Genomic DNA, 21,957 nt, shown 5'->3' with positions numbered 1-21,957 from the left:
CGGGGGAGGCCGCGTGAACATTCGACATGACAGCGGCGACGGGACCGTGGGCAAGGCGCTGGGCGTGCTCGACCATGTCGCGTCGATCGGGCGGCCGGTGCGGTTCTCGGAGCTGCTCGAGACGTCGCCGCATCCGAAGGCCACGCTCTACCGCCTGCTCCAGACGCTCGTGAGCCAGGGGATGCTGTCGCTCGATCCCGAGACGGGGACCTATACGCCGGGCCTGCGGCTGGTCCGGCTGGCCCATGCGGCGTGGTCGCAATCGAACCTCGCCCCGATCGCCCGTCCGCATCTCGAGGCGCTGGCCGCCGAAATCGGGCAGACGGTGCATCTCGCACAGCTCGACAGCGGGCAGGTTCTCTATCTCGACAAGCGCGGCCCGGCGCGCGCGGTGCCGATGTATTCCGAGGCGGGCAAGGTCGGACCGGCCTATTGCACCGGGGTCGGCAAGGTGATGCTCGCCTATCTGCCCGAGCCCGAACTGGCCGCCGCGCTGGACCGCCAGTCCTGGCACCGCTTCACGCCCTCGACCATCACCGACGCCGACGCGATGCGCGCCGAGCTGGCCGCCATTCGGGCCGCCGGCCACGCCTTCGACCGCGAGGAGCACGAACCGGGCATCGCCTGCATCGCGATGCCGGTCCTGTCGCCGGGCGGGCGGGTGCAGGGCGCGGTGTCGGTGACCGGCCAGGGCCTGGACGAGACGCGCCTGATGGCGCACCGCCCGGCGCTCGCCGCGGCGGTCGAACGGATTTCAGGGGCCCTGCGCGACTGGCGCTTCCCCGATCAGAGGGAGGGCTGACCCATGGCGGGCGTGCAACTGACTGACGTGATCAAGCGCTACGGCGAGACGCAGGTGATCCACGGCGTGGATCTCGGGATCGAGGAGGGCGAGTTCTGCGTCTTCGTCGGGCCGTCGGGCTGCGGCAAGTCCACGCTCCTGCGGATGATCGCCGGGCTGGAGGAGACGACGGCCGGCAAGATCGAGATCGGCGCGCGAGACGTTACCCGCGAAGACCCGGCCCAGCGCGGCGTCGCGATGGTGTTCCAGACCTACGCGCTCTACCCGCACATGACGGTGGGCGAGAATATGGGGTTCGGCCTGAAGATGAACGGCCACGCGAAATCCGAGATCGACGCAAAGGTCGGCGAGGCGAGCCGGGTCCTGAAGCTCGACCCTTACCTCAAGCGCAAGCCCGCCGCGCTCTCCGGCGGGCAGCGCCAGCGGGTCGCCATCGGCCGGGCCATCGTGCGCGGGCCGGAGGTGTTCCTCTTCGACGAGCCCTTGTCCAATCTCGATGCCGAACTCAGGGTCGAGATGCGGGTCGAGATCGCACGGCTCCACAAGGAGATCGGGGCGACGATGATCTACGTCACCCATGACCAGGTCGAGGCGATGACCATGGCCGACAAGATCGTCGTTCTGCGCGACGGCCGGATCGAGCAGGTGGGCGCGCCGCTGGAGCTGTACCGCAACCCCGACAACCGCTTCGTGGCGGGCTTCATCGGCTCGCCCTCGATGAACTTCGTGCCGGGGACGGTGCGGGGCGGCGCGGTCGAGATGCCGAGCGTCGGTCTGACGCTGACCCCGCCGGTGGCGCTGCCGCCCGAGGGAACGGAGGTGGTCGTTGGGCTGCGGCCCGAACACCTTGAGATCGGGCCCGGCGACGTGCTGGACGTCGAGCTGACCGAGGCGCTGGGCGGCGTCAGCTACGCGTATCTGATGGCCCGCGACGGCGAACGGCTGATCGTCGAGGAACGCGGCGACGTGCGGTCGTCGGACGGCGACAGGGTCGGGCTTTCGATCGATCCGGCGCGTTTGATGCTGTTCGACGCCGAAAGCGGCGCGCGGCTGCGCTGACCGCGCTCAGAAGCGGCGGTGGAAGCCGATCGAGACGTGGGTGTAGCTCAGGTCCGTCTCGATGAACCGGTTGCCCGCCGGGTTGGACGACCGGTCGAACCGCACGGTACCGAGGTCGACGCGCGACACCTCGGAGCGGAGCGACCAGCGGTCGGGCATCGGCACCTCGATCCCGAAGCCCACGGTATATCCCGTCTCGATGCCATCGACCGTGCAAGGCGTGGCGCCACATCGCCCGATGCTGGCCGTCGCCGACACGTCGGCCACCGCGAGCCCGCCCGTCACGTAAGGCAGGATGCCGTTCTCGAGCGCGAAGCCGAGCCGTCCCTGCACCGTGGCGAGCGCGTTCACCGCGTGGTCGCAGCCGCCGCGTCCCCGGCCACAGGGCGCGTTGCCGCCGCCCCGACGCACCGTGCGGCCCGCGGCATCCGACACGGCGAGATCGCCGTCGATCCCGAAGATCAGCCGGCCGCGTTGCCAGGTGTGACCGTAGGACAGACCGACGGTCATACCGTCGGTCGAGACCTCGTGACCCTGCCGCCCCGCGGGGAGGACGCGGGTATGCGCGGGTGAGCCCGACACATGGCCCAGTTGCAGGCCGATCGTCCGCCCCGCCCAATCCTGCGCGGTCGCGGGGCCGGCCGCGGTGATTGCGATGACGAGCGCGGTGACGAGGTGCTTGAGTGACATATCCGGCGGTTCGCGTGAAAATTAATGGGTTGTTAACACTTTATTCGAATGGCCGCTGCAGCCCGTTGGGTCAACTCGCGATCCGGCCCGCACGCGGGAACTGCCGCCACGTGTGGTTTCGGGATCATCGCGGTTGACGGAAACCGCCGTGGCTGCGTTCATCGCTCCAGGCATCGCCGGGGAGGGCGTATGGGAGGGATCGTCGCAGCCGTACGGGCGCTGGGCACCATAAACGCGGGCGCGCTGGCCGTGGGCCGCTGGGTCGGCGTGCTCTGCATGGCGCTGATGGTCGGCTTCATCCTGATCCAGGTCTTCTGGCGCTACATCCTCTCGAACCCGCTTCCCTGGCCGGAAGAAGCCGCGCGCTTTCTCATGCTGTGGCTGATGGTCGTCGCACCGACGGCGCTGCGGCGGGGCGGGTTCGTGGCGATCGACATGATCCAGCTCGTGCTGCCGCGCGTGGTCGGCGGCCTTCTGATGCTGGTGCTGTCGCTCCTGTCGCTTCTGGTGCTGGTCGTGGCCGCCAAGATCGGCTGGGACGAGGTCACGGGCTTCTCGGGGCGCTTCAAGACGTCTGCGCTCTACTACCCGACCGGCGAGGGCTGGGAGAAGATGCCGCGCAGTTGGATGATGGCGTCGCTGGTCGTGGGCCTCGTGATGATGGTCTCGGTCATGGTCGAGCTGATCCTGCGACAGATCGCGGCGCTGGGCGGGGCGGCGGATCGCCTGCCCGTCATTCCCGAGACCGACACGGTGGGGGCGGAATAGATGCTCGTCTGGTTCCTGCCGCTCTTCCTGCTCCTCCTCATGGTCGGCTTGCCGGTGTTCTTCGCGCTCTTGGCGGCGCCTGGCGTGATGCTCTGGCTCAACGGCGACGCCAAGGATCTCGTCCTGCTCTACCGCAACACGTATAACGGGATGGACAGCTTCCCGCTGATGGCGATCCCGTTCTTCATGCTCGCCGGCGAGATGATGAACCGCGGCGGCATCACGCTGCGGCTGGTCGAATTCGCGCAGGCGCTGGTCGGCCATTTCCGCGCCGGTCTCGCGCAGGTGAACATCCTGTCGTCCATGCTCTTCGCGGGACTGTCGGGCTCGGCGGTCGCCGACACCTCGGCGCTGGGCTCGATGCTGATCCCGGCGATGGAGAAGGAAGGCTACACCCGCAAGTTCGCTGCCGCAGTCACCGCCGCCTCGTCGGTGATCGGCCCGATCATCCCGCCCTCGGGGATCATGATCATCTACGCCTACGTCATGGAGCAGTCGGTGGCCGCGCTGTTCCTCGCCGGGATCGTGCCCGGCGCGCTGGTGGGGATCGGGCTGATGCTCGTCACCAACCTGATCGCGCGGCGCGACCCGGCGGCGATGCCCGCCCTGAAGCGTCGCGCCACATGGCCAGAGAAGGGGCGCGCATCGCTCAAGGCCTTCTTCCCGCTCCTGACGCCCGTCATCATCCTGGGCGGCATCCTCGGCGGGGCATTCACACCGACCGAGGCCAGCGCCGTCGCGGTCGGCTACGCGGTGATCGTGTCGCTCTTCATCCTGCGCGAGATGACGTGGCGCGACCTGCCGGACGTGCTCGGCAAGGCGGCGCTGATCTCGTCGGTCGTGCTGCTGCTGGTGGGCGCGGCGATGGCGTTCAAGACGGTCGTGGCGTTGAGCCACGCGCCCGAGGCGCTGGCCGACTTCATCCTGTCGCTGTCGCAGAACCCCCTGATCCTGCTGCTGCTCATCAACCTTCTGCTGTTCATCATCGGGATGTTCCTCGATGCGGGCCCCGCGATCATCATTCTCGGCCCGATCCTCGGGCCGATCTTCACCGATCTGGGCGTCGATCCGGTGCATTTCGCGATCATCATGTCGGTGAACCTCACCGTGGGCCTCGCGACGCCGCCGATGGGGCTCGTGCTCTTCGTGGCGTCCTCGGTGTCGGGCGAACGGGTGGAATCCATCGCGCGCGCGATCCTGCCCTTCCTCGCGGTCGAGGTGCTGGTGATCTTCCTCATCACCTACATCCCTGCCATCTCGCTCGCGGTGCCGCGCTTCTTCGGCTTCCTCTGACCATCGGCGGCAAAGCGCCTTTGATTTCAGCGCGATTGACAGAACTTGACCCTGCGTAAATCATCAAGGGTCCGGTCCCCGCCCTGTCTGGGAGGGCGTGGTGGGCGGCCGGTTCACAGGGAGAGAGACTCATGACAACCGCGAAGACCCTCGTCGCGCTGATCGCGACGACCATCTTGGCCGGCCCCGTGCTGGCCCAGTCCAACCTCGAGAAACTCGGCAACATGCAGGCCACCGGGGCCACCCATACCGAGATCGCGCAAGACGGCGAGCGGGCCGATGCGCTGCGCGACATCCTCCAGCACATCAACGTGCCGGACGGGTTCGAGGTCAGTCTCTATGCCGTGGTGCCCGACGCCCGTTCGATGGCCGTCGCACCCCAGGGGACGGTGGTGTTCGCGGGCACGCGCAAGGACAAGGTCTGGTCGATCGTCGACCGCGACCGCAATCGCGTCGCCGACCAGGTCTTCGACTTCGCGCCGTCCATCACCTTCGACATCCCGAACGGGCCGTGCTTCTCGCCCGACGGGTTTCTCTACATCGCCGAGCGCAACCGCATCCTGCAATTCCCGGCCGCCGAGTTCTTCTTCGAGGGCCCCGACCCCGCGGTCGGCGTGGTCGTGGCACAGGGCGAGCTGATCCCGCCCGAGGAGGAGAGCTTCAACCACACCGCGCGGGTCTGCCGCATCGGGCCGGACGGCAAGCTTTACGTCTCGCTGGGCCAGCCCTTCAACGTGCAGCCGGTCGAGAAGCTGGAAATGTATGACGAGATCGGCATCGGCGGCATCGTCCGGATGAACACCGATGGCTCGGAGCGCGAGGTCTATACCCGCGGCGTGCGCAACTCGGTGGGTCATGACTTCAACCCCGAGACGGGCGAGCTCTGGTGGACCGATAACCAGGTCGACGGCATGGGGGACGACATCCCGCCCGGCGAGCTGAACCGCCAGACGGAAGCCGGTCAGCATTTCGGCTTCCCGTGGACGAATAGCCGGGTCGAGATCCCCGAATACCAGGGCGTCCCCCGTCCCGAGGGCGTCTCCTTCGTCGAGCCGCAGCTGGAACTGACCGCCCATGCCGCCGATCTGGGCATGAGCTTCTATCGCGGTGACAGCTTCCCCGAACAGTATCAGGGCGGCATCTTCTGGGCGCAGCACGGCTCGTGGAACCGCACCACGCCGGTGGGCGCACGGGTGATGTTCACCGCGCTCGACGAGGAGGGGAACGCCGCGGGCGCCGAGGTCTTCGCCGACGGCTGGCTCGACGAGTCGACGGGCGAGTATCGCGGACGGCCGATGGACATCGCCTTCCTCCGCGACGGCTCGATGCTGGTCTCCGACGACTTCGCCGGGGCGATCTGGCGCATCGCGCACGTACCTTCGACCGAATGAGGCACATCTGCCTTCTGGCTCTCGGCGGGCTCATGCTCGCCGGGGGCTCACCCGCCTTCGCCGCCGATCCCGCCGCCGGGCGGCAGGTCGCCAACATGTGCCGGACGTGCCACGGGCTCGACGGCTACGCGCAGATCCCCATCGCGCCCCATATCGGGGGCGAGCCGCTCGACTACCTCGAGGCGCAGCTCAACGCCTTCAAGGACGGCACGCGCGAGCACGAGATGATGTCCATCGTCGCCCGCGGCCTGTCGGAGACGCAGATCGCGGACGTCTCGGCGTGGTACGCCGCCCACGAGGTCACGGCGACGCTGCCCGAGGGGGTCGGGGCCGAGGACGCGCCCGAGGATTGCGTCGCCTGCCACGGCGCGGACGGCCTGTCGCTGGTGCCCGACGCGCCGAACCTCGCGGGCGAGGTGAACATCTATATCGACAACCAGCTCAAGGCGTTCCGCACGGGCAAGCGCACCCACGAGATCATGACCGACATCGCGGCCGACCTGACCGACGCCGAAATCCGTGCCTATGCCGACTGGTATGCCGCCGTCACGCTGGAGATCGCGCCCGTGCCCTGACGCCCGGCTTTGCGAATCTGGTGGTGGACTAAGGCCGCATCATCCCGTCAGATGCCCCCATCGCCCGTCATCGGCGCCGAGACCCTCGGCCCCGGCGGCGGAGATCGATGCCGGGAGGAGGGATCGCCTGCGGCCGGCAAGAGAACGGGGGCACGCACATGAGGCCCCGACAGGGAGGACAGAAATGAAATTCGCATCCATGCTGAAGGCCGGTGCGCTGGCCGCGCTCGTGACGCTTCCGGGCGTCGCGGCCTGGGCCGACGGCCACGCCATCAACATCCGCGCCACGGCGAACTCGAACGAGAACGATGAGGATTACGACGGGCTCGTGGTCTTCAAGAACTACGTCGAGAACGCGTCCAACGGCGCGATCACGGTCGAGCTCTTCATCGGGACGCAGCTCTGCTCGAACGGGGCCGAGTGCCTGCAAGGCGTGGCCGACGGGTCGATCGACATCTTCGTGACCACGAGCGGAGGCGCCGCGGGCATCTTCCCCTACGTGCAGATCTTCGACCTGCCCTACCTCATGGCCGATGACCGCATCGCCGAGGAGGTGCTGACGAACACCGACCTCGTCAGCCAGCTCCGCTCGAAGGCGCTGGAGGATTCCGGCGACGCGATCCGCATCATGACCGTGGGCAACACCGGCGGCTGGCGCAACTTCGCCAACACGCAGCGCCGCGTGGCCGCGCCCGCCGACATGGAAGGCCTGAAGATCCGCACCGTGGTCGCCGACCTCCCGCAGGAGCTGGTGCGCGCGCTGGGTGCTTCGCCGACACCGATTCCGTGGCCCGAGCTCTTCACCTCGTTCCAGACGGGCGTGGTCGAAGGCTCGAAGAACGGCATCACCGACATCATGGGCATGAAGTTCCCCGATGCCGGCCTGCAATACGTCACGCTGGACGGGCACGCCTACATGGCCGCCATCTGGGTGATGAACAACGCCAAGTTCCAGGAGATGGACGACGCCATGAAGCGCGTCATCGTCGACGGGTTCTCGGCACTGCAGCAGGCGACCTTCGCCTCGCCGAAGCGCAAGTCGATCCAGGCCTACGAGGAGTTCGTGGCCGGGGGCGGCGATCTCTACGTGCTGACGCCGGACGAGAAGCAGGCGTTCCAGGACGCCGCGGCGCCGGTCTATGACTGGTTCGCGTCGAATGTGGATGGCGGCGAGGAGATGCTGGCTAACTTCCGCGCGGCCATCGCCACCGCCGAGGAAAGTGTCGGCGCCCGCCGCGACATGGACATGCAATGATCGCACCCGGACGGGTGTGACCACCGGGGCGGCCTTCGGGCCGCCCCGTTTTTCGTCGTGGGGACGGGGCTACCAGTCCGGCGCGCGCAGGGCCGCGGCGATGTGATCGACGAAGGCGCGCACACGGGCGGGCAGGGTGCGGTCGGGCAGGAAGACCGCGTGCACCGCGCCATCATCGGCCTCGGTATACGCTTCGAGCAGGGGGACGAGGCGACCCTCGCGAATGGCGGGACGCGCCAGATGCTCGGCGCAGCGCATGATGCCGAACCCCGCCTCGCACATCTGCACCAGCGATAACCCTTCGTTCGAGCGGAACCGCCCGCGCGCCTGGAACGTCCAGCGCTGGCCGTCGATCGTGAAGGGCCAGGCGTTCAGATGCTCGCGCGCGCCCGCCCAGGCGAGGACGGGCAGCGCGTCGAGGTCTCGCGGCGTCTCGGGCGCGGGGTGGCGGGCCAGGAAGGCGGGGGCGGCGACCACGACGCGGCGCAGATCGCAGAGGCGGCGTACCGTCAGGCCGCTATCGGGCAGACGACCCATGCGGATGGCCACGTCGATCCCGTCGGCCACGAGGTCGACGCTGTCATCGGTCAGCACCAGCGACAGGTCGAGCGCGGGATGGCTGTCGAGAAAGCCGGGCAGGAGCGGCGCGATCCGGTCGAGCCCGAACGCCAGCGGTGCCGAGACGCGCAGGGTTCCCGCGATGCGGGCCGCGCCGTCGCGGGTCTCGCCCTCCGCCCGCTCGACGGCGTCGAGGGCCGTGCGCGCGCCTTCGGCATAGCGCAGGCCCTCGTCCGTGGGGCGGATCCCGCGCGTGGTCCGGTGCAGGAGCTTCGTCCCGAGCCGATCCTCCAGGCGCCGCACGGATTGCGACACGAAAGGCTGCCCGGTGCCCAGCCGATGCGCGGCGGCGGTGAAGCCCCCCGCCTCGATCACGGCCACGAAGATCCGCATCTGGAGGAGGCGGTCGTCCTTCACGCGTGCACCATAACTGTCATCACGGCGGCGGCGTTGCGCGACGCGGCACCGCGCGGCATCGTCCGGCCACCCATTCCGTCACCCCATGCGGCGCCCGCGCGCCCGGAGGACCCACGATGCTCGATCTCGGCAACCGCGTCTCGATCTACCAGCCGGAACAGACCGGCCTCGAATTTCCCTACGAGCCCCATTTCGACAGCGTCGACGAGGAACGGCGACATCGCAAGGAGCGTCTGGTCGCCGCCTGCCGCGCCTTCGCGGCCGAGGGGTTCGATTACGGCTTCGCGGGTCACCTGACCATCCGCGACCCCGAGCGTCCGGAGCTCTACTGGACGAACCCGATGTGCATCCATTTCGACAAGGTGAAGATGTCGAACCTGATCCTCGTCGATCACGAGGGCACCGTCATCGAGGGCACCCATGCGGTAAACCGCGCGGGCTTCGTGCTCCATGCCAATGTCCACGAGGCGCATCCCGACATCATCGCGATGTGCCACGCGCACACGACCTACGGCACCGCGTGGTGCGCGACGGGACGCCCGATCGACCCGGTGACGCAGGATGCCTGTGCGTTCTTCGAGGACCATGTCGTAATCGGCGACCAGGCGGGCGCGGTCGCCGTCGAGAACCATGCGGGTTCGGACGTGGCGGTGGCGTTCAAGGGTGTGAAGGCGGCGCTGCACCAGAACCACGGGCTGCTGACGGCGTCGCGTCATTCGATCGATTCGGCGGCCTTCTGGTTCATCGCGCTCGAGCGGTGCTGCCAGCAGCAGCTCGCGCTGGCGGCGACCGGCATCGACCCGATCCGCATCCCCGAGGACCGGGCCCGCTATTCGCGCGAGCATGTCGGCTCGGACTATATCGGCTGGCTGCATTTCCAGACCATCTGGAACCAGCTGGCGCAGGACGCCCCGGACATGTTCGACTGACCGGGGCCGCGCGCCCGACCGTGGGAGGCGGTCGGGCGCACCCTCAGCGGAACGGATACATCCAGACCTTGTAGTCCTCGACCAGCACGAGGGCGTGGGCGATCTGCTCGGGGGTCATCTTCTTGACGACCTCCTCCTGGCTGATGGCGGCATCGGGATCTCCGCCGATGGCCGAAAGCACGTACCACAGATAGGCGCGGACGAGGTCCGGCGCGGGCATGCCCAGGCCGACCTCGTAATACCAGCCGACGCCCGATTGCGCGCCGGGATGGCCCTTCATCGCCGAGCGGAGATACCAGTCGAAGGCGCGGACCGGGTCGCGCTCGACCCCGAGGCCCAGCGCGTACATGACGCCGATCAGCTCCTCGGCATCGGCGTTGCCGGACCGCGCAGCGGGCCAGAGCGCGGCGCGGGCCTCGGCGAAGCGGCCGGCTTCCATCAGGTCGCGCGCCTCCTCGATATCGGCGCGGGCGGGGCTGGACACCACCAGCAGGGTGGCCAAGATCGCGGCATGGCAGTTCATCGTCTTCTCCTCGCGCTGACCCTAGCGGCGGCGCCCGCCCTGGCGGAAGAGGTGACCTTCCATCCCTTCGATCCTGCGCGGGCCGAGATCGGGCGGCTCCTGTTCTACGACCCCATCCTGTCGGGCAACCGCAACATCTCCTGCGGGACCTGCCACCACCACGAGACGTTCTCGGGCGACGGGCTGTCGCTGGGCATCGGCGAGGGCGGCGAGGGGCTGGGGCCGAAGCGCACCGCCGGGGCGGGGGCGGCGGCCATCCGCAAGCGCGTGCCGCGCCATGCGCCCGCACTCTGGAACGTCGGCGCGACCGAGTTCGAGCGGTTCTTCCATGACGGGCGGGTCTCGCTCTCGGAGGCCTATGGCAACGGCTACGACACACCCGCCGAGGAATGGCTGCCCGACGGCTTGCCGACGCTCTTGGCGGTGCAGGCGCTGTTCCCGATGACGGCGCAGTTCGAGATGGCGGGCAACGTGGGCGAGAACGAGGTGACGGGCGCCGTCGGCGACCGCATCGACCTCGGCTGGCCGATCCTGGCGAAGCGGGTGCGGGGCATTCCGGCCTATGGCGACGCCTTCGTGGCCGCCTTCGACGACGTGACCGCCGCCGAGGATGTGACGATCACGCATATCGCCATCGCGCTGGCGGATTTCATGGGCTCGGAATGGCGCTCGCTCGATGCGCAGTGGGACGCGTATCTCGACGGCACCCCGCTTGCCCCGGCGCAGGAGCGGGGCCGTGCGCTGTTCTTCGGGGCGGCCAATTGCGCGTCGTGCCATTCGGGACCGCTCTTTACCGATCACGACTTTCATGCGCTGGCGCTGCCGCCCTTCGGCCCCGGTCGCACCCGGCGCTTCGATCCCCTGCCGCGCGACACCGGACGGATGGCCGAGACCGACGACCTCGAGGATGCCTACCGCTTCCGTACGCCGTCTTTGCGCAACGTGACGCTGACCGCGCCCTACGGCCACAACGGGGCCTATCCGACGCTCGAGGGGATCATCCGGCACCACGCCGATCCGCTCGGCGCGCTGACCGCCTGGACGCCCGACCTCGCCAAGCTGCCCGACGCCCCGTGGCTGGCCGCGGTCGATTTCGCGATACGGGACGACCGCCGCGAGATGGCGCGGGTGGCGGCGCGGGTCGATATCGTGCCGGTCGAACTCAGCGACGGCGACATCGCCGACCTGGTCGCGTTCCTTGGCGCGCTGGAGGGCGGGGCAAGTCGGCACGGGCGGCTCGGTCGACCCGACGCCGTGCCCAGCGGATTGCCGGTCGATTGATGCGCGATCATTTTCTCATCGTAGAAAATGGGGAAAAATCTTCCGGCAGATTTTTCCCCGGCGGCGTGGCGCGATGACCCGGCTTCTCGTCTGCGGCATCGCCGTGATGGATTACGTCCACCGGATGGACGTGCTGCCCGAGGGCGAGGGCAAGCACCGATCCCACAGCTTCGAGCGGATCGGCGGCGGCTGTGCTGCGAACGCGGCGGTGGGTGCTGCGCGGCTGGGCGCGCGCGTGACGCTCTTGTCGCGCGCGGGTCGCGACGGCGCGGGCGACGAGCTCGCGGCGCTTCTCGACGGGCAAGGCGTGACGCCGATGCTGGTGCGCGGCGGGCGGACACCGCTGTCGTCGGTGATGGTGGACGCATCGGGCGAACGGATGATCGTCAACTTCCCCGGTGCGGACCTGCCGACCGTGCCGCCGCCCTTGCCGAATTTCGACGCGGTGCTGGCCGATTGCCGTTGGCCCGAGGCAGCCGAGGCGGCGCTTGGCGCGGCGCGGGCGGCGGGCCGACCGGGCGTGCTTGATGGCGAGAAATACACACCCGCCACGCTGGCCGCGCAGGCGTCGCATGTCGTCTTCAGCGCGCCAGGCCTGCGGGACTTCACCGGGATCGACGCGCTCGACCGGGCGCTGGCGGATGCGGCGTCGCGGCTTCCGGGCGCGGTGGCCTATACCGACGGGCCGGACGGCGTGCGCTGGGCCGACGGACTCCATGTGCCGGCGCCCGAGGTCGATCCGGTCGACACGCTCGGGGCGGGCGATCTATGGCACGGGGCGTTTACGTTGGCGCTCGGACGCGGGGAAGCACTGGACGCCGCGTCGGATTTCGCCAACCGTGCGGCGGCGATCAAATGCACGCGCGCCGGGGGGTGGGAGGTCTATCCCGTGGCGCGCGACCTGGAGGGTTCATGACCATCACGCTCACCCCCGGCAAACAGCTGGGCTTCCGCCGCATGTCCGACGCGGCCGGTCTCTTCAAGATGACCGCCGTCGACCAGCGCCCGCCGATCAAGGGTCCGATCGCGGAGCATCATGGCGGCGAGGCGCCGTGGGAGGACGTGGCGCGCGTCAAGACGATGCTGCTGGAGGCGCTGCAGCCCTCGTCGACGGCGATGCTGCTCGACCCGCATTTCGCGATCCCGCATGGCTGGGAGGTGTTCGACCCCAGGAAGGGCCTGATCGTGACGCTGGAGGACAGCCTCTTTGTCGAGACCGGCCAGGGCCGCCGGTCCGCCGAGATCGACGATTGGTCGGTGGGCAAGATCAAGCGGATGGGCGGCGACGCGGTGAAGGTGCTGGCGTGGTATCGGCCCGACATCTCCGAGGAGATCGCGCAGGCGCAGCATGATTTCGTCAAGCGCATCGGTCAGGCCTGCGCGCGGTTCGATATCCCGTTCCTCTTCGAGCTGCTGGTCCACCCGATCGAGAGCGATGCCGAGCAGACCTCCGACTACACCGAGATGGCGACGAAGCATTCCGATCACGTCCTGAAATCGGTCGAGGCCTTCGCCGGCCCTGATTACGGCGTCGATGTCTTCAAGCTGGAAAGCCCGGTCCCCGCCAAGGGGATCACGCCGGGCGACGACGCGGTGCAGGCGCTCTTCAGCGAGCTTGGGCGCGCGGCGGGGCGCCCTTGGGTGATGCTGTCGGCGGGGGCCGACAAGCCGGACTTCAAGACGGTGCTCGACTATGCCTACGCGGCCGGCGCCTCGGGCTATCTCGCGGGACGGGCGATCTGGCTCGACGCGTTCAGATCCTATCCCGACTGGGAGGCGATGGGCGAGGGGCTGGTGCGCGACTCGGTGCCCTACATGGACGAGCTGAACCTTCTGACCGACGAGAAGGCGACGCCCTGGCATCGCCACGACGTCTATGGCGGCCAGGGCCTCGCGTTCTGCGACCCGACCGAGACCTTCCGCCGGAGCTACGGAGACATCTCGTGAAGATCGGCATCCTTCCTCTGGCGCGACCGACCTTCGACGTCGCCTTCGCCGAGGAGAAGCTGGCCGCGATGCTGGCCGCGCTCGACGCGAGCGGGCACGAGGTGGTCGGGTCGCGCGCGCTCCTGATGGGGCCGGACGAAGGTGCGCTCGACGCCGTGGCCGGGGCGGACGTGCTCCTGATCCTGCAGGTCACCTTCACCGATGCGGCCTTCGCCACGCGGGCCGCGACGGGGTTCGACGGGCGGGTCGCGATCTGGGCCGTGCCCGAGCCGCGGGTCGGCGGGCGGCTGCGGCTGAACGCGTTCTGCGGCCTCAACCTCCTGAGCCATGCGCTCGGTCTCAACGACCGGCGCTTCGCCTGGGCTTACGGCGACACGGTCGATCTCGACGCGCTGCTGACCGGGCCCGAGGTGGCGCCGGTCCTTGGCATGGCGACGGATGCGGCCCCGCGCGCCATCCGGCGCGACCTGCGGATCGCGCGCATCGGCGAGCGGCCCGAGGGGTTCGACACCTGCGCCTACGATGCCGCCGCTCTTCGGGGCCTGACGGGCGCGGAGGTGACGGAACTGACCCTCCCGGACCTCTTCGATCGCGCGCGCGCCACGCCCGCCCGGCCCGAACATGTCGCGCAGGCCGAGGCGCTGGACGGCGTGGCGGAACTGGACGCGGGCGAGCTCGACCGGTCGCTGCGGCTGGCGGGCGCGCTCGACGACCTGCGGGCCGAGCATCGGTTCGACGCCATGGCGATCCGCTGCTGGCCTGAGACCTTCACCGAATACGGCGGCGCGGTCTGCGGGCCCGTGGCCATGCTGGGCGAGGCGCGCACCCCCTGCGCCTGCGAGGCGGATGTCTACGGCGCGGTGACCCAGGCCATCCTGCAGGACGTGGCCGACGCCCCGGTCTTCCTTGCCGATCTGGTGGACATGGACGGCGAGACCGGCGTCGTCTGGCATTGCGGGCAGGCGCCCGCATCGATGGCGGCGGGCGCGCGGGGTGCCACGGTCCATACCAACCGCAAGCAGGCGCTCCTGATGGAATTCGCGTTGAAGCCGGGGCGCGTGACGCTCTTCCGGCTGAGCCAGGCCCATGGCCGCCCGCAGGTCGTGATCGCCACGGGCGAGGTGACGGACGCGCCGATGGCCTTCACGGGCACAAGCGGAACGGTGCGCTTCGACCGCGGCGCGGACGCGGTCTGCCGCGACGTGATGGCCAGCGGTCTGGAGCACCACATGGCGCTGGCCTACGGCGACCATGCGGCCACGCTGGCCGGGGTCGCGGCGGGCCTGGGCGTCCCGGTCCTGGAGCTCGGTGCGGCACGGGAGGCCGCGCGATGATCCGATACGGCCTGATCGGCGCGGGCATGATGGGGCAGGAGCATATCCGCAACATCAACCTTCTGGACGATGCGCGCGTGACCGCCGTGGCCGATCCCGACGAGGCGATGCGCCGCCTCTCGATGGCCACCGCCGAAAGCGCCAGGGGCTTCCTGACGGCCGACGACCTGATCGCGGAAGGCGAGTGCGACGTCTATCTGGTGGCCGCGCCCAACGACCTCCATGCCGGGCTGCTGCAGCGGTTGATGGCGACGGACAAGCCGATCCTCGTCGAGAAGCCGCTCGCGACCACGACGGCCGCCTGTCGCGACCTTCTCAACATGGCCAAGGGCCGCCGCGCGCCGATCTGGGTGGCGATGGAATACCGCTACATGCCGCCGATCCAGAGGCTGTTGCAGGCGATCGAACAGGGCGCGGTGGGCGACCCGCGCATGGTCTCGATCCGCGAGCATCGCTTCCCGTTCCTTCCAAAGGTCGACGACTGGAACCGCTTCAACGCGCGGACCGGCGGCACGCTGGTCGAGAAATGCTGCCATTTCTGGGACCTGATGCGGTTGATCGTGAAATCCGACCCGGTGCGCGTCTATGCCAGCGGCGGCGTCGACGTGAACCATCGCGACGAGCGCTATGCGGGAGGTGTGCCGGATATCGTGGACAACGCCTATGTCATCGTCGATTTCGCCAACGGGACGCGCGGGATGCTGGATCTGTGCATGTTCGCGGAAGGCTCGCATTGGCAGGAATTCGTCGCGGTCACCGGCCCGAAGGCCCGCTGCGACGCGCTGATCCCCGGACCCGCACGCTTCGCGCCCGACGGCGCGCCGCGCGAGGCGGAATTCGTCACCAGCGTCCGCGCCCTGAAGGAAGAGGTGCGCGAGGTCATCCACACGCCGCCCGAGCTTCTGATCGCGGGCGATCATCACGGCTCGACCTTCTACCAGCACCAGCGGTTCCTGGAGCTGGTGCGCCGGGGCGGGAACGTGCCCGAGGTGACGCTGGAGGACGGCTACTGGTCCGTGCTGGTGGGCGAGGCGGCCGAGGAATCCGCGCGTTCGGGCGAGGCGATCTCGCTTCTGGGGCGGGGCCCGTGAGCGGACCTCGCGCGGGGAGGGGGCGCTGCCCCCGCCGCCTTCGGCGGCCCCCCGAGGTATTTCAGGCCAGAGGACCGGGCGGGCGCGTGTTAACCTTGATGGCATGTGAAGGGGCGACCGGCCGATGATCCTGATCACCGAATTCATGGACGAGGCCTGGGTCGACTGGCTGCGGGCGCGCGCCGAGGTGACCTACGAGCCGGATCTGTCCGACCGGCCGGACGATCTGGCGCGGTTGGCGGCCGAGGCGCAGGGCCTGATCGTGCGCAACCGGACGCAGGTGCGGGGGGGGCTTCTGGATGCCGGGTTCACTTGTGTCGGGCGGCTTGGTGTCGGCCTCGACAATATCGATCTCGACGGCTGCCGCCTGCGGGGGATCTCGGTTCACCCGGCAACGGGGGCCAACACGCTTTCGGTCGCGGAATACGTCGTGACGACGGCGGCGGTCCTGTTGCGCGGCGCCTACATGATGCGCCCGGCGATGGAGGCCGGCGACTGGCCGCGCGGGGTCGCGGGGCGGGGGCGCGAGATCGCGGGCAAGGTGCTGGGGCTGCTCGGCTACGGCGAGATCGCGCGGAAGACGGGCGAGCTCGGCCGGGCGCTCGGGATGGAGGTCGTGGCCGCCGACCCATACGCGACGGATTTCGACGGCGCGCGGAAGGCGAGCGTCGCGGAGGTTCTGGCGGCGGCCGACGTCGTCTCGCTGCACGTGCCGCTGACCGAGGAGACGCGCGAGATGATCGACGCCGCCGCGCTGGCGGCGATGAAGCCGGGTGCGGTGCTGGTTAATGCAGCGCGGGGAGGCATCGTCGACGAGGCGGCGGTCTGCGACGCGCTCCGCTCCGGGCATCTCGCGGGAGCGGCGCTCGATACCTTCGCGACGGAACCGCTGGGTGCGGAGAACGACTTCGCGGGCGTGCCGAACCTGATCCTGACGCCCCATATCGGCGGCGTGACCGCCGAGGCGAACACCCGCGTCTCGGAGATGACGGCGCGCACCGTCGCCGCGGAACTGGGCCTCGCATGAGCCGCCCCGCCTACACGATCCGCGGCCACGGCCTGACCGCGACATTCACCGATCTGGGTGCCGTCCTGCACGATCTCCGGCTCGACGGGATCGACCATCCGCTGGTGCTGGGGCTGGCCGATCTGGACCATTACCCGGAGTTCTCGAACTACATGGGTGCGACGGCCGGGCGGGTGGCGAACCGGATCGGGGGCGCGCGGTTCGAGCTCGACGGCGCGACGCACCGGACCGATCCCAACTTCAAGGAGCGCCATACGCTGCACGGCGGATCGGCCGGGATCGGAAAGCGGATCTGGGACGTGGCCCAACACGGCGATGACGCGATCACCTTCGCCATCGACCTCGCCGACGGCGAGATGGGGTTTCCCGGCGCGATGCGGATCGAGGCGCGCTACGTCTGCGCGCCTGACGCCGCTCTGCGGGTGGAATACCGCGCGACCTGCGACGCACCGACGCTCTGCAACCTGGCGCATCACACCTATTGGAACCTCGACGGGGCGGCGACGGTCGCGGACCACGTCCTGACCGTCGCCGCCGATCGTTACGTGCCGGTGGATGACGACCTGATCCCGACCGGCATCGCGCCGGTGGACGGCACCGCCTTCGACTTCCGCCGGGGCCGCGCGCTGCCCGCCGAGGGCCTGCTCGACCACAACCTCTGTCTCTCGGACGAACGCGTGGCGTTGCGCGAGGTGGCGTGGCTGCGCACGGGCGGGCTGGAGATGGCGGTGGCCACGACCGAGCCGGGGTTGCAGGTCTATGACGGCGCCAAGCTGAACACGCAGGTGCCGGGGCTGGAGGGGCGCGTTTATCGCGCCCATGCCGGTGTCGCGCTGGAGCCGCAGGTCTGGCCCGACGCGCCCAACCAGGCGGGCTTCCCGAGCGCGGTTCTGCGCCCCGGCGAGACCTATGAGCAGATAACGGAATTTCGATTTTCGAGGAGGTGAGGACGATGGCGTTCCAGGACTGGATGAAGCAGGCGAACCTGATCGGCGGCGACTGGGTCGGCGCGGACGGGGGCGAGACCATCGACGTGACGAACCCGGTGGATGGGTCGGTGATCGGGACGGTTCCGAAGGGCGGTCGCGCCGAGACCTCGCGCGCCATCGACGCGGCAGCGGCGGCCTTCCCGGCCTTCCGCGACATGTCTCTGATGGAGCGCTGCAACTTGCTCTGGAAGCTGCATGATGCGCTGATGGACCACCAGAAAGACCTGGCCGAGCTCTTGACCGTCGAGATGGGCAAGCCCCTTGCCGAGTCGATGGGCGAGATCGCCATCGGCGCACAGTATGTCCGCTGGTTCGCCGAAGAAGCGCGCCGCGCCAAGGGCGAGATCGTGCCCGCGGGCGTGAATGGTCGCCGCATCCTCGTGACCAAGCACGCGATCGGCGTGGTGGGCATGATCACGCCTTGGAACTTCCCCAGCTCGATGCTGGCCCGAAAGGTCGCGCCCGCGCTGGCCGTCGGCTGCACGGTCGTCGCCAAACCCGCGACGGCGACGCCCTATAGCGGCCTCGCTTGGGGCGCGTTGGCCGAGGAGGTCGGGTATCCGGCGGGCGTGATGAACATCGTGACCGGGTCGGCGCGCGAGATCGCGGGTGCCATCATGGACGACCCGCGGGTGCGCAAGGTGACGTTCACCGGGTCGACCGAGGTCGGCAAGGAACTGATCCGGCAGTCGGCGGATACCGTGAAGAAGGTCTCGATGGAGCTGGGCGGCAACGCGCCGTTCCTCGTCTTCGACGACGCCCATCTGGACGCGGCCGTCGAGGGCGCGATGGTCTCGAAGTTCCGCAATGCGGGCCAGACCTGTGTCTGCGCGAACCGAATCTACGTCCAATCGGGCATTCACGACGCCTTCGTCGAACGGCTGGTCGAGAAGACCCGCGCGATGAAGGTGGGCGACGGTCTGGAGACGGGCGTCGAGCAGGGGCCGATGATCGACATGGACGCGGTCGAGAAGGTCGAGGCCTTCGTCGAGGACGCCACGTCGAAGGGGGCCGAGGTCGTGATCGGCGGCGGACGGCACGGCAACGGCGGCACCTTCTTCGAGCCGACGGTGATGACCGGCGCGACGCAAGCGATGCGCTTCGCCACCGAGGAGATCTTCGGCCCGCTGGCCCCGATCTTCCGCTTCGAGACCGAGGAGGAGGCGATCGAGATGGCCAACGACACGGTCTACGGCCTCGCCTGCTATGCCTATACCGCCGATCTGGGCCGTGCGTTCCGGCTCAACGAAGGGCTGCAATACGGGATGATCGGCATCAATTCGGGCCTTATCACCACCGTCGAAGCGCCATTCGGCGGCGTAAAGGAAAGCGGGCTCGGCAAGGAAGGCGGCAGTCAGGGTCTAGAGGATTATCTGGAGACGAAATACGTCTGCGTCGACGGAATCTGACGGGCGCGGCCGGGTCGTGCGACGTCCGGGCGTTCGCGCTCTAGAGAAGCCGTGGCTGCTCGGCCTCGAACGGCGCACCCTCATGGGCGAGCAGCCGCCGCTTGATGTCGAGCCCGCCCGAGAACCCGCCGATCCCGCCGTCATTGGCGACGACGCGGTGGCAGGGGATCACGATGGGGATCGGGTTGGCGCCGTTGGCCTGCCCGACGGCCTGCGCGCCCTTCGGCCGGCCGATGGCGGCGGCGATCTCGCCGTAGCTGCGGGTCCGGCCCTGCGGGATGTCGCGGAGCGCGCGCCAGACCTCCTGCTGAAACGGCGTGCCACCGGGGGCCAGCGCGAGGTCGAAGCGCGTCAGGCGCCCGTCAAAATAGGCGGCGAGCTGGGCGCGGACCTCGGGCAGCGCGTCCGGGTCGAGCGGCAGGTCCGGGGGCGCGTCGGGCCAGTGGATCGCGGCCAGCGCGCCGCTGTCGGCCACGAGATGCAGTTGGCCGAGCGGCGTGTCGAGCGGGGTGCGCGTGCCCGTCACACCGGGTTCGGCGGATCGCGGCCTTCGGCGATGGCGATCGCGTTGTCGAGCGCCATCCGGCCCATCGCCTCGCGCACTTCCAGCGCCGCCGTTCCGAGATGCGGCAAGAGAACCGCGTTTTCCAGCGCGCGGAGTGCTGCGGGGACGTGGGGTTCGTCTTCGTAGACGTCGAGCCCGGCGCCCGCGATGCGACCGGCCTGCAACGTCTCGATCAGCGCCGTTTCGTCCACGAGGTCGCCGCGCGCGATGTTCACGAGGATCGCATGGGGCCGCATCGCCGCAAGCGCGTCCGGCCCGATGATGTGCCGCGTCTCGGGCGTGGCGGCGGCGGCGGTGACCACGATGTCCGCGGCGGCGCAGACCTCGGCGACGGAGCCCAGTTGCCGCGCGCCCTCGACCGTCTTCTCGGAGCGGTTGTAGAACACCACCTCCATCCCGAAGCCAGCGCGGCATCGCTCTGCGATGGCCTGCCCGATGCGACCCATCCCGACGATGCCCACGGTCTTGCCGGTGACGTGCATGCCCAGCATCTGCACTGGGTGCCAGCCATGCCAGTCGCCTGCGCGCACGAGCCGTTCGCCCTCGCCCGCACGCCGCGCCGTCATCAGGATCAGCGTCATGGCCGTGTCGGCGGTCGCGTCGGTGACGGCACCGGGCGTGTTGGTCACCACGAGGCCCGCGCGGTGCGCTCCGGCCACGTCGATATGGTTATAGCCGACACCGAAATTCGCGAGGCCCTTCGCCCGGATCGCGCCATCGAACACGCCCGAAAAGGCGTCACCCAGCGTCGGCAGGACGACATCGTACCCGGCCAGCGCCGCGCGGCATTCGTCCGCATCCATCGGTTGCGTTGTGTCGCGCACGGTGAGGTCGAAGCGGTCGCGCGCGGCTTCCATGATGCTGTCGGGCAGCGCGCGGGAGACGAGGAGGGCGGGACGTTCGGCCATCAGTGCATCCGCCCGCCATCGGGGACCGCCTGGTCCGGGGTCAGCAGGACGACCTCGCCATCCGGATCGGGCAGCCCGAGCACCAGCACCTCCGACATGAAGGGCCCGATCTGGCGGGGCGGGAAGTTCACGACGGCCACGACCTGTCGCCCGACAAGGGCCTCGGGCGTGTAGTGCCGCGTGACCTGCGCCGAGGTCTTGCGTTCGCCCAGCTCGGCGCCGAAATCGACCCACATCTTGATCGCGGGCTTGCGGGCCTCGGGGAAAGGCTCGGCGCGCGTGACGCGCCCGACGCGGATATCGACCTTGAGGAAGTCGTCGAAGTCGATCTCGCTCATGCGCGCAGCTCCCGCGAGCGGTCTGCGGCGGCGGCGACCGTCCGCGCCATCAGGTCCGGCAGTTCCGGCATCAGCACCTCGAGCCCGGCCTGCGTCGTGCCGTTCGGCGATGTGACGTTGATCCGGAGCTGGGCCGGGTCCTCGCCCGTCATGGCCAGCTCGCCCGCCCCCGCGACCGTCGCGCGTGCCAGCCGCATCGCAAGGTCGGGGGCGAGGCCCTGCGCTTCGCCCGCCGCGGCCATCGCCTCGATCATGTGAAAGACATAGGCCGGGCCCGATCCCGACAGGCCCGTCACCGCGTCCATCTGATCCTCGTGTTCCAGCCGCACGACCTCTCCGACCGCCGCGAGGAAGGTTTCGGCGGTGTCGAGATCGGCGGCCGTGGCGGCCGCGTTTCCGACGATCGCGGTGATGCCGCGGCCGACGGCGGCCGGCGTGTTGGGCATGGCCCGCACGAGGCGGATGTCGCCCAGCGCGGCCTCGTAGGCGGCGATGGGCGTCCCCGCCGCGACCGTCACGAAGAGCGTGTTCGTCAGCGCCCGGAGGGCGGGTAGGGCCGCGTCCATCATCTGCGGCTTGACGGCGATGAGCGCGATGGCGGGCGCATCGGGTAGTGCGGTGTTCAGCGCCACACCCGTGCCCTGCAGCCAGTCCGAGGGGGCCGGATCGATTGCCGTCACCGCGGCGGGCGACAGACCGCGGTCCAGCCACCCGGCCAGCATCGCCGATCCCATCTTGCCGCAGCCCAGCAGCACCAGACCGCGCGCATTGACGTCCTCGAAATCCATGAACCCACCTCCGGGGCGCG

General features: G+C 69.4%; 23 protein-coding genes. 16 read left to right on the top strand and 7 right to left on the bottom strand.

Going from position 1 to position 21,957, the window contains the following annotated elements:
• Nucleotides 1–19 precede the first annotated feature (19 nt).
• Both Q0833_RS14280 and Q0833_RS14275 read left to right on the top strand, forming a co-directional pair.
• Nucleotides 20–802, top strand: coding sequence for an IclR family transcriptional regulator (locus Q0833_RS14280; protein ID WP_298436900.1), 783 nt, complete (start codon nt 20–22; stop codon nt 800–802).
• Nucleotides 803–805: 3 nt separating this feature from the next.
• The gene (locus tag Q0833_RS14275; RefSeq protein WP_298436189.1) at nt 806–1,861 is read left to right on the top strand and encodes an ABC transporter ATP-binding protein; all 1,056 of its coding nucleotides are present in this window, start codon (nt 806–808) and stop codon (nt 1,859–1,861) included.
• 6 nt (nt 1,862–1,867) lie between these two features.
• On the opposite strand, the gene Q0833_RS14270 is transcribed toward Q0833_RS14275, so the two are convergent.
• Nucleotides 1,868–2,551, bottom strand: coding sequence for an outer membrane beta-barrel protein (locus Q0833_RS14270; protein WP_298436187.1), 684 nt, complete (start codon nt 2,549–2,551; stop codon nt 1,868–1,870).
• A gap of 189 nt (nt 2,552–2,740) precedes the next feature.
• Between Q0833_RS14270 and Q0833_RS14265 the strand changes: the two genes are divergently transcribed.
• From Q0833_RS14265 to dctP, 5 genes are all read left to right on the top strand, one after another.
• On the top strand, nt 2,741–3,319 hold the full coding sequence (locus Q0833_RS14265) for a TRAP transporter small permease (RefSeq protein WP_298436184.1): 579 nt from the start codon (nt 2,741–2,743) through the stop codon (nt 3,317–3,319).
• Nucleotides 3,320–4,612: a TRAP transporter large permease gene (locus tag Q0833_RS14260; RefSeq protein WP_298436180.1), complete on the top strand. Its 1,293-nt coding sequence runs from the start codon at nt 3,320–3,322 to the stop codon at nt 4,610–4,612.
• A 131-nt stretch (nt 4,613–4,743) separates the two neighbouring features.
• Nucleotides 4,744–6,003, top strand: a complete 1,260-nt coding sequence (locus Q0833_RS14255; RefSeq protein WP_298436178.1) for a PQQ-dependent sugar dehydrogenase — start codon at nt 4,744–4,746, stop codon at nt 6,001–6,003.
• Entirely contained in the window at nt 6,000–6,578 is a 579-nt protein-coding gene (locus Q0833_RS14250; protein WP_298436175.1) for a c-type cytochrome, read from the top strand. The genes Q0833_RS14255 and Q0833_RS14250 overlap by 4 nt, the downstream gene beginning before the upstream one ends.
• Nucleotides 6,579–6,762: 184 nt before the next feature.
• Nucleotides 6,763–7,833 (top strand): TRAP transporter substrate-binding protein DctP, encoded by a 1,071-nt coding sequence (gene dctP, locus Q0833_RS14245; RefSeq protein ID WP_298436172.1) that lies wholly within the window; start codon nt 6,763–6,765, stop codon nt 7,831–7,833.
• 69 nt (nt 7,834–7,902) lie between these two features.
• On the opposite strand, the gene Q0833_RS14240 is transcribed toward dctP, so the two are convergent.
• Nucleotides 7,903–8,808, bottom strand: a complete 906-nt coding sequence (locus Q0833_RS14240; RefSeq protein ID WP_298436169.1) for a LysR family transcriptional regulator — start codon at nt 8,806–8,808, stop codon at nt 7,903–7,905.
• Between the two features lie 116 nt (nt 8,809–8,924).
• On the opposite strand from Q0833_RS14240, the gene Q0833_RS14235 reads away from it, so the two are divergent.
• Nucleotides 8,925–9,737: a class II aldolase/adducin family protein gene (locus Q0833_RS14235; RefSeq protein WP_298436166.1), complete on the top strand. Its 813-nt coding sequence runs from the start codon at nt 8,925–8,927 to the stop codon at nt 9,735–9,737.
• A 43-nt stretch (nt 9,738–9,780) separates the two neighbouring features.
• On the opposite strand, the gene Q0833_RS14230 is transcribed toward Q0833_RS14235, so the two are convergent.
• Complete coding sequence (locus tag Q0833_RS14230; RefSeq protein ID WP_298436163.1) at nt 9,781–10,260, bottom strand: tetratricopeptide repeat protein; 480 nt, start codon at nt 10,258–10,260, stop codon at nt 9,781–9,783.
• Between Q0833_RS14230 and Q0833_RS14225 the strand changes: the two genes are divergently transcribed.
• From Q0833_RS14225 to Q0833_RS14190, 8 genes are all read left to right on the top strand, one after another.
• On the top strand, nt 10,249–11,541 hold the full coding sequence (locus Q0833_RS14225) for a cytochrome c peroxidase (protein WP_298436160.1): 1,293 nt from the start codon (nt 10,249–10,251) through the stop codon (nt 11,539–11,541). The two genes, Q0833_RS14230 and Q0833_RS14225, sit on opposite strands and share 12 nt — an antisense overlap.
• Before the next feature lie 73 nt (nt 11,542–11,614).
• On the top strand, nt 11,615–12,457 hold the full coding sequence (locus Q0833_RS14220) for a PfkB family carbohydrate kinase (RefSeq protein WP_298436157.1): 843 nt from the start codon (nt 11,615–11,617) through the stop codon (nt 12,455–12,457).
• Nucleotides 12,454–13,488: a tagatose 1,6-diphosphate aldolase gene (locus tag Q0833_RS14215; protein WP_298436155.1), complete on the top strand. Its 1,035-nt coding sequence runs from the start codon at nt 12,454–12,456 to the stop codon at nt 13,486–13,488. Before Q0833_RS14220 ends, Q0833_RS14215 begins: the two co-directional genes overlap by 4 nt.
• The gene (locus tag Q0833_RS14210; RefSeq protein WP_298436152.1) at nt 13,485–14,822 is read left to right on the top strand and encodes a hypothetical protein; all 1,338 of its coding nucleotides are present in this window, start codon (nt 13,485–13,487) and stop codon (nt 14,820–14,822) included. Before Q0833_RS14215 ends, Q0833_RS14210 begins: the two co-directional genes overlap by 4 nt.
• On the top strand, nt 14,819–15,913 hold the full coding sequence (locus tag Q0833_RS14205; protein ID WP_298436149.1) for a Gfo/Idh/MocA family oxidoreductase: 1,095 nt from the start codon (nt 14,819–14,821) through the stop codon (nt 15,911–15,913). The genes Q0833_RS14210 and Q0833_RS14205 overlap by 4 nt, the downstream gene beginning before the upstream one ends.
• Before the next feature lie 124 nt (nt 15,914–16,037).
• Entirely contained in the window at nt 16,038–16,940 is a 903-nt protein-coding gene (locus Q0833_RS14200) for a hydroxyacid dehydrogenase (protein ID WP_298436146.1), read from the top strand.
• Complete coding sequence (locus tag Q0833_RS14195) at nt 16,937–17,887, top strand: aldose epimerase family protein (protein ID WP_298436142.1); 951 nt, start codon at nt 16,937–16,939, stop codon at nt 17,885–17,887. The genes Q0833_RS14200 and Q0833_RS14195 overlap by 4 nt, the downstream gene beginning before the upstream one ends.
• A 5-nt stretch (nt 17,888–17,892) precedes the next feature.
• Nucleotides 17,893–19,338 carry an NAD-dependent succinate-semialdehyde dehydrogenase gene (locus Q0833_RS14190; RefSeq protein ID WP_298436139.1) on the top strand — a complete coding sequence of 482 codons (1,446 nt, stop codon included), beginning with the start codon at nt 17,893–17,895 and terminating at the stop codon, nt 19,336–19,338.
• 40 nt (nt 19,339–19,378) lie between these two features.
• On the opposite strand, the gene Q0833_RS14185 is transcribed toward Q0833_RS14190, so the two are convergent.
• From Q0833_RS14185 to proC, 4 genes are read right to left on the bottom strand one after another with little or no spacing between them, the layout of a single operon-like run.
• Nucleotides 19,379–19,864, bottom strand: coding sequence for a methylated-DNA--[protein]-cysteine S-methyltransferase (locus Q0833_RS14185; RefSeq protein ID WP_298436136.1), 486 nt, complete (start codon nt 19,862–19,864; stop codon nt 19,379–19,381).
• Complete coding sequence (locus tag Q0833_RS14180; protein ID WP_298436133.1) at nt 19,861–20,811, bottom strand: D-glycerate dehydrogenase; 951 nt, start codon at nt 20,809–20,811, stop codon at nt 19,861–19,863. Before Q0833_RS14180 ends, Q0833_RS14185 begins: the two co-directional genes overlap by 4 nt.
• Nucleotides 20,811–21,149, bottom strand: a complete 339-nt coding sequence (locus Q0833_RS14175) for a tRNA-binding protein (protein ID WP_298436130.1) — start codon at nt 21,147–21,149, stop codon at nt 20,811–20,813. The genes Q0833_RS14180 and Q0833_RS14175 overlap by 1 nt, the downstream gene beginning before the upstream one ends.
• Nucleotides 21,146–21,937: a pyrroline-5-carboxylate reductase gene (gene proC / locus Q0833_RS14170; RefSeq protein ID WP_298436127.1), complete on the bottom strand. Its 792-nt coding sequence runs from the start codon at nt 21,935–21,937 to the stop codon at nt 21,146–21,148. Before proC ends, Q0833_RS14175 begins: the two co-directional genes overlap by 4 nt.
• Nucleotides 21,938–21,957: the final 20 nt, after the last annotated feature.

It is taken from the genome of uncultured Jannaschia sp. (genome assembly GCF_947503795.1).
Taxonomy (GTDB): Bacteria; Pseudomonadota; Alphaproteobacteria; order Rhodobacterales; family Rhodobacteraceae; genus Jannaschia.
This window is presented reverse-complemented; position numbering and strand designations above follow the sequence as displayed.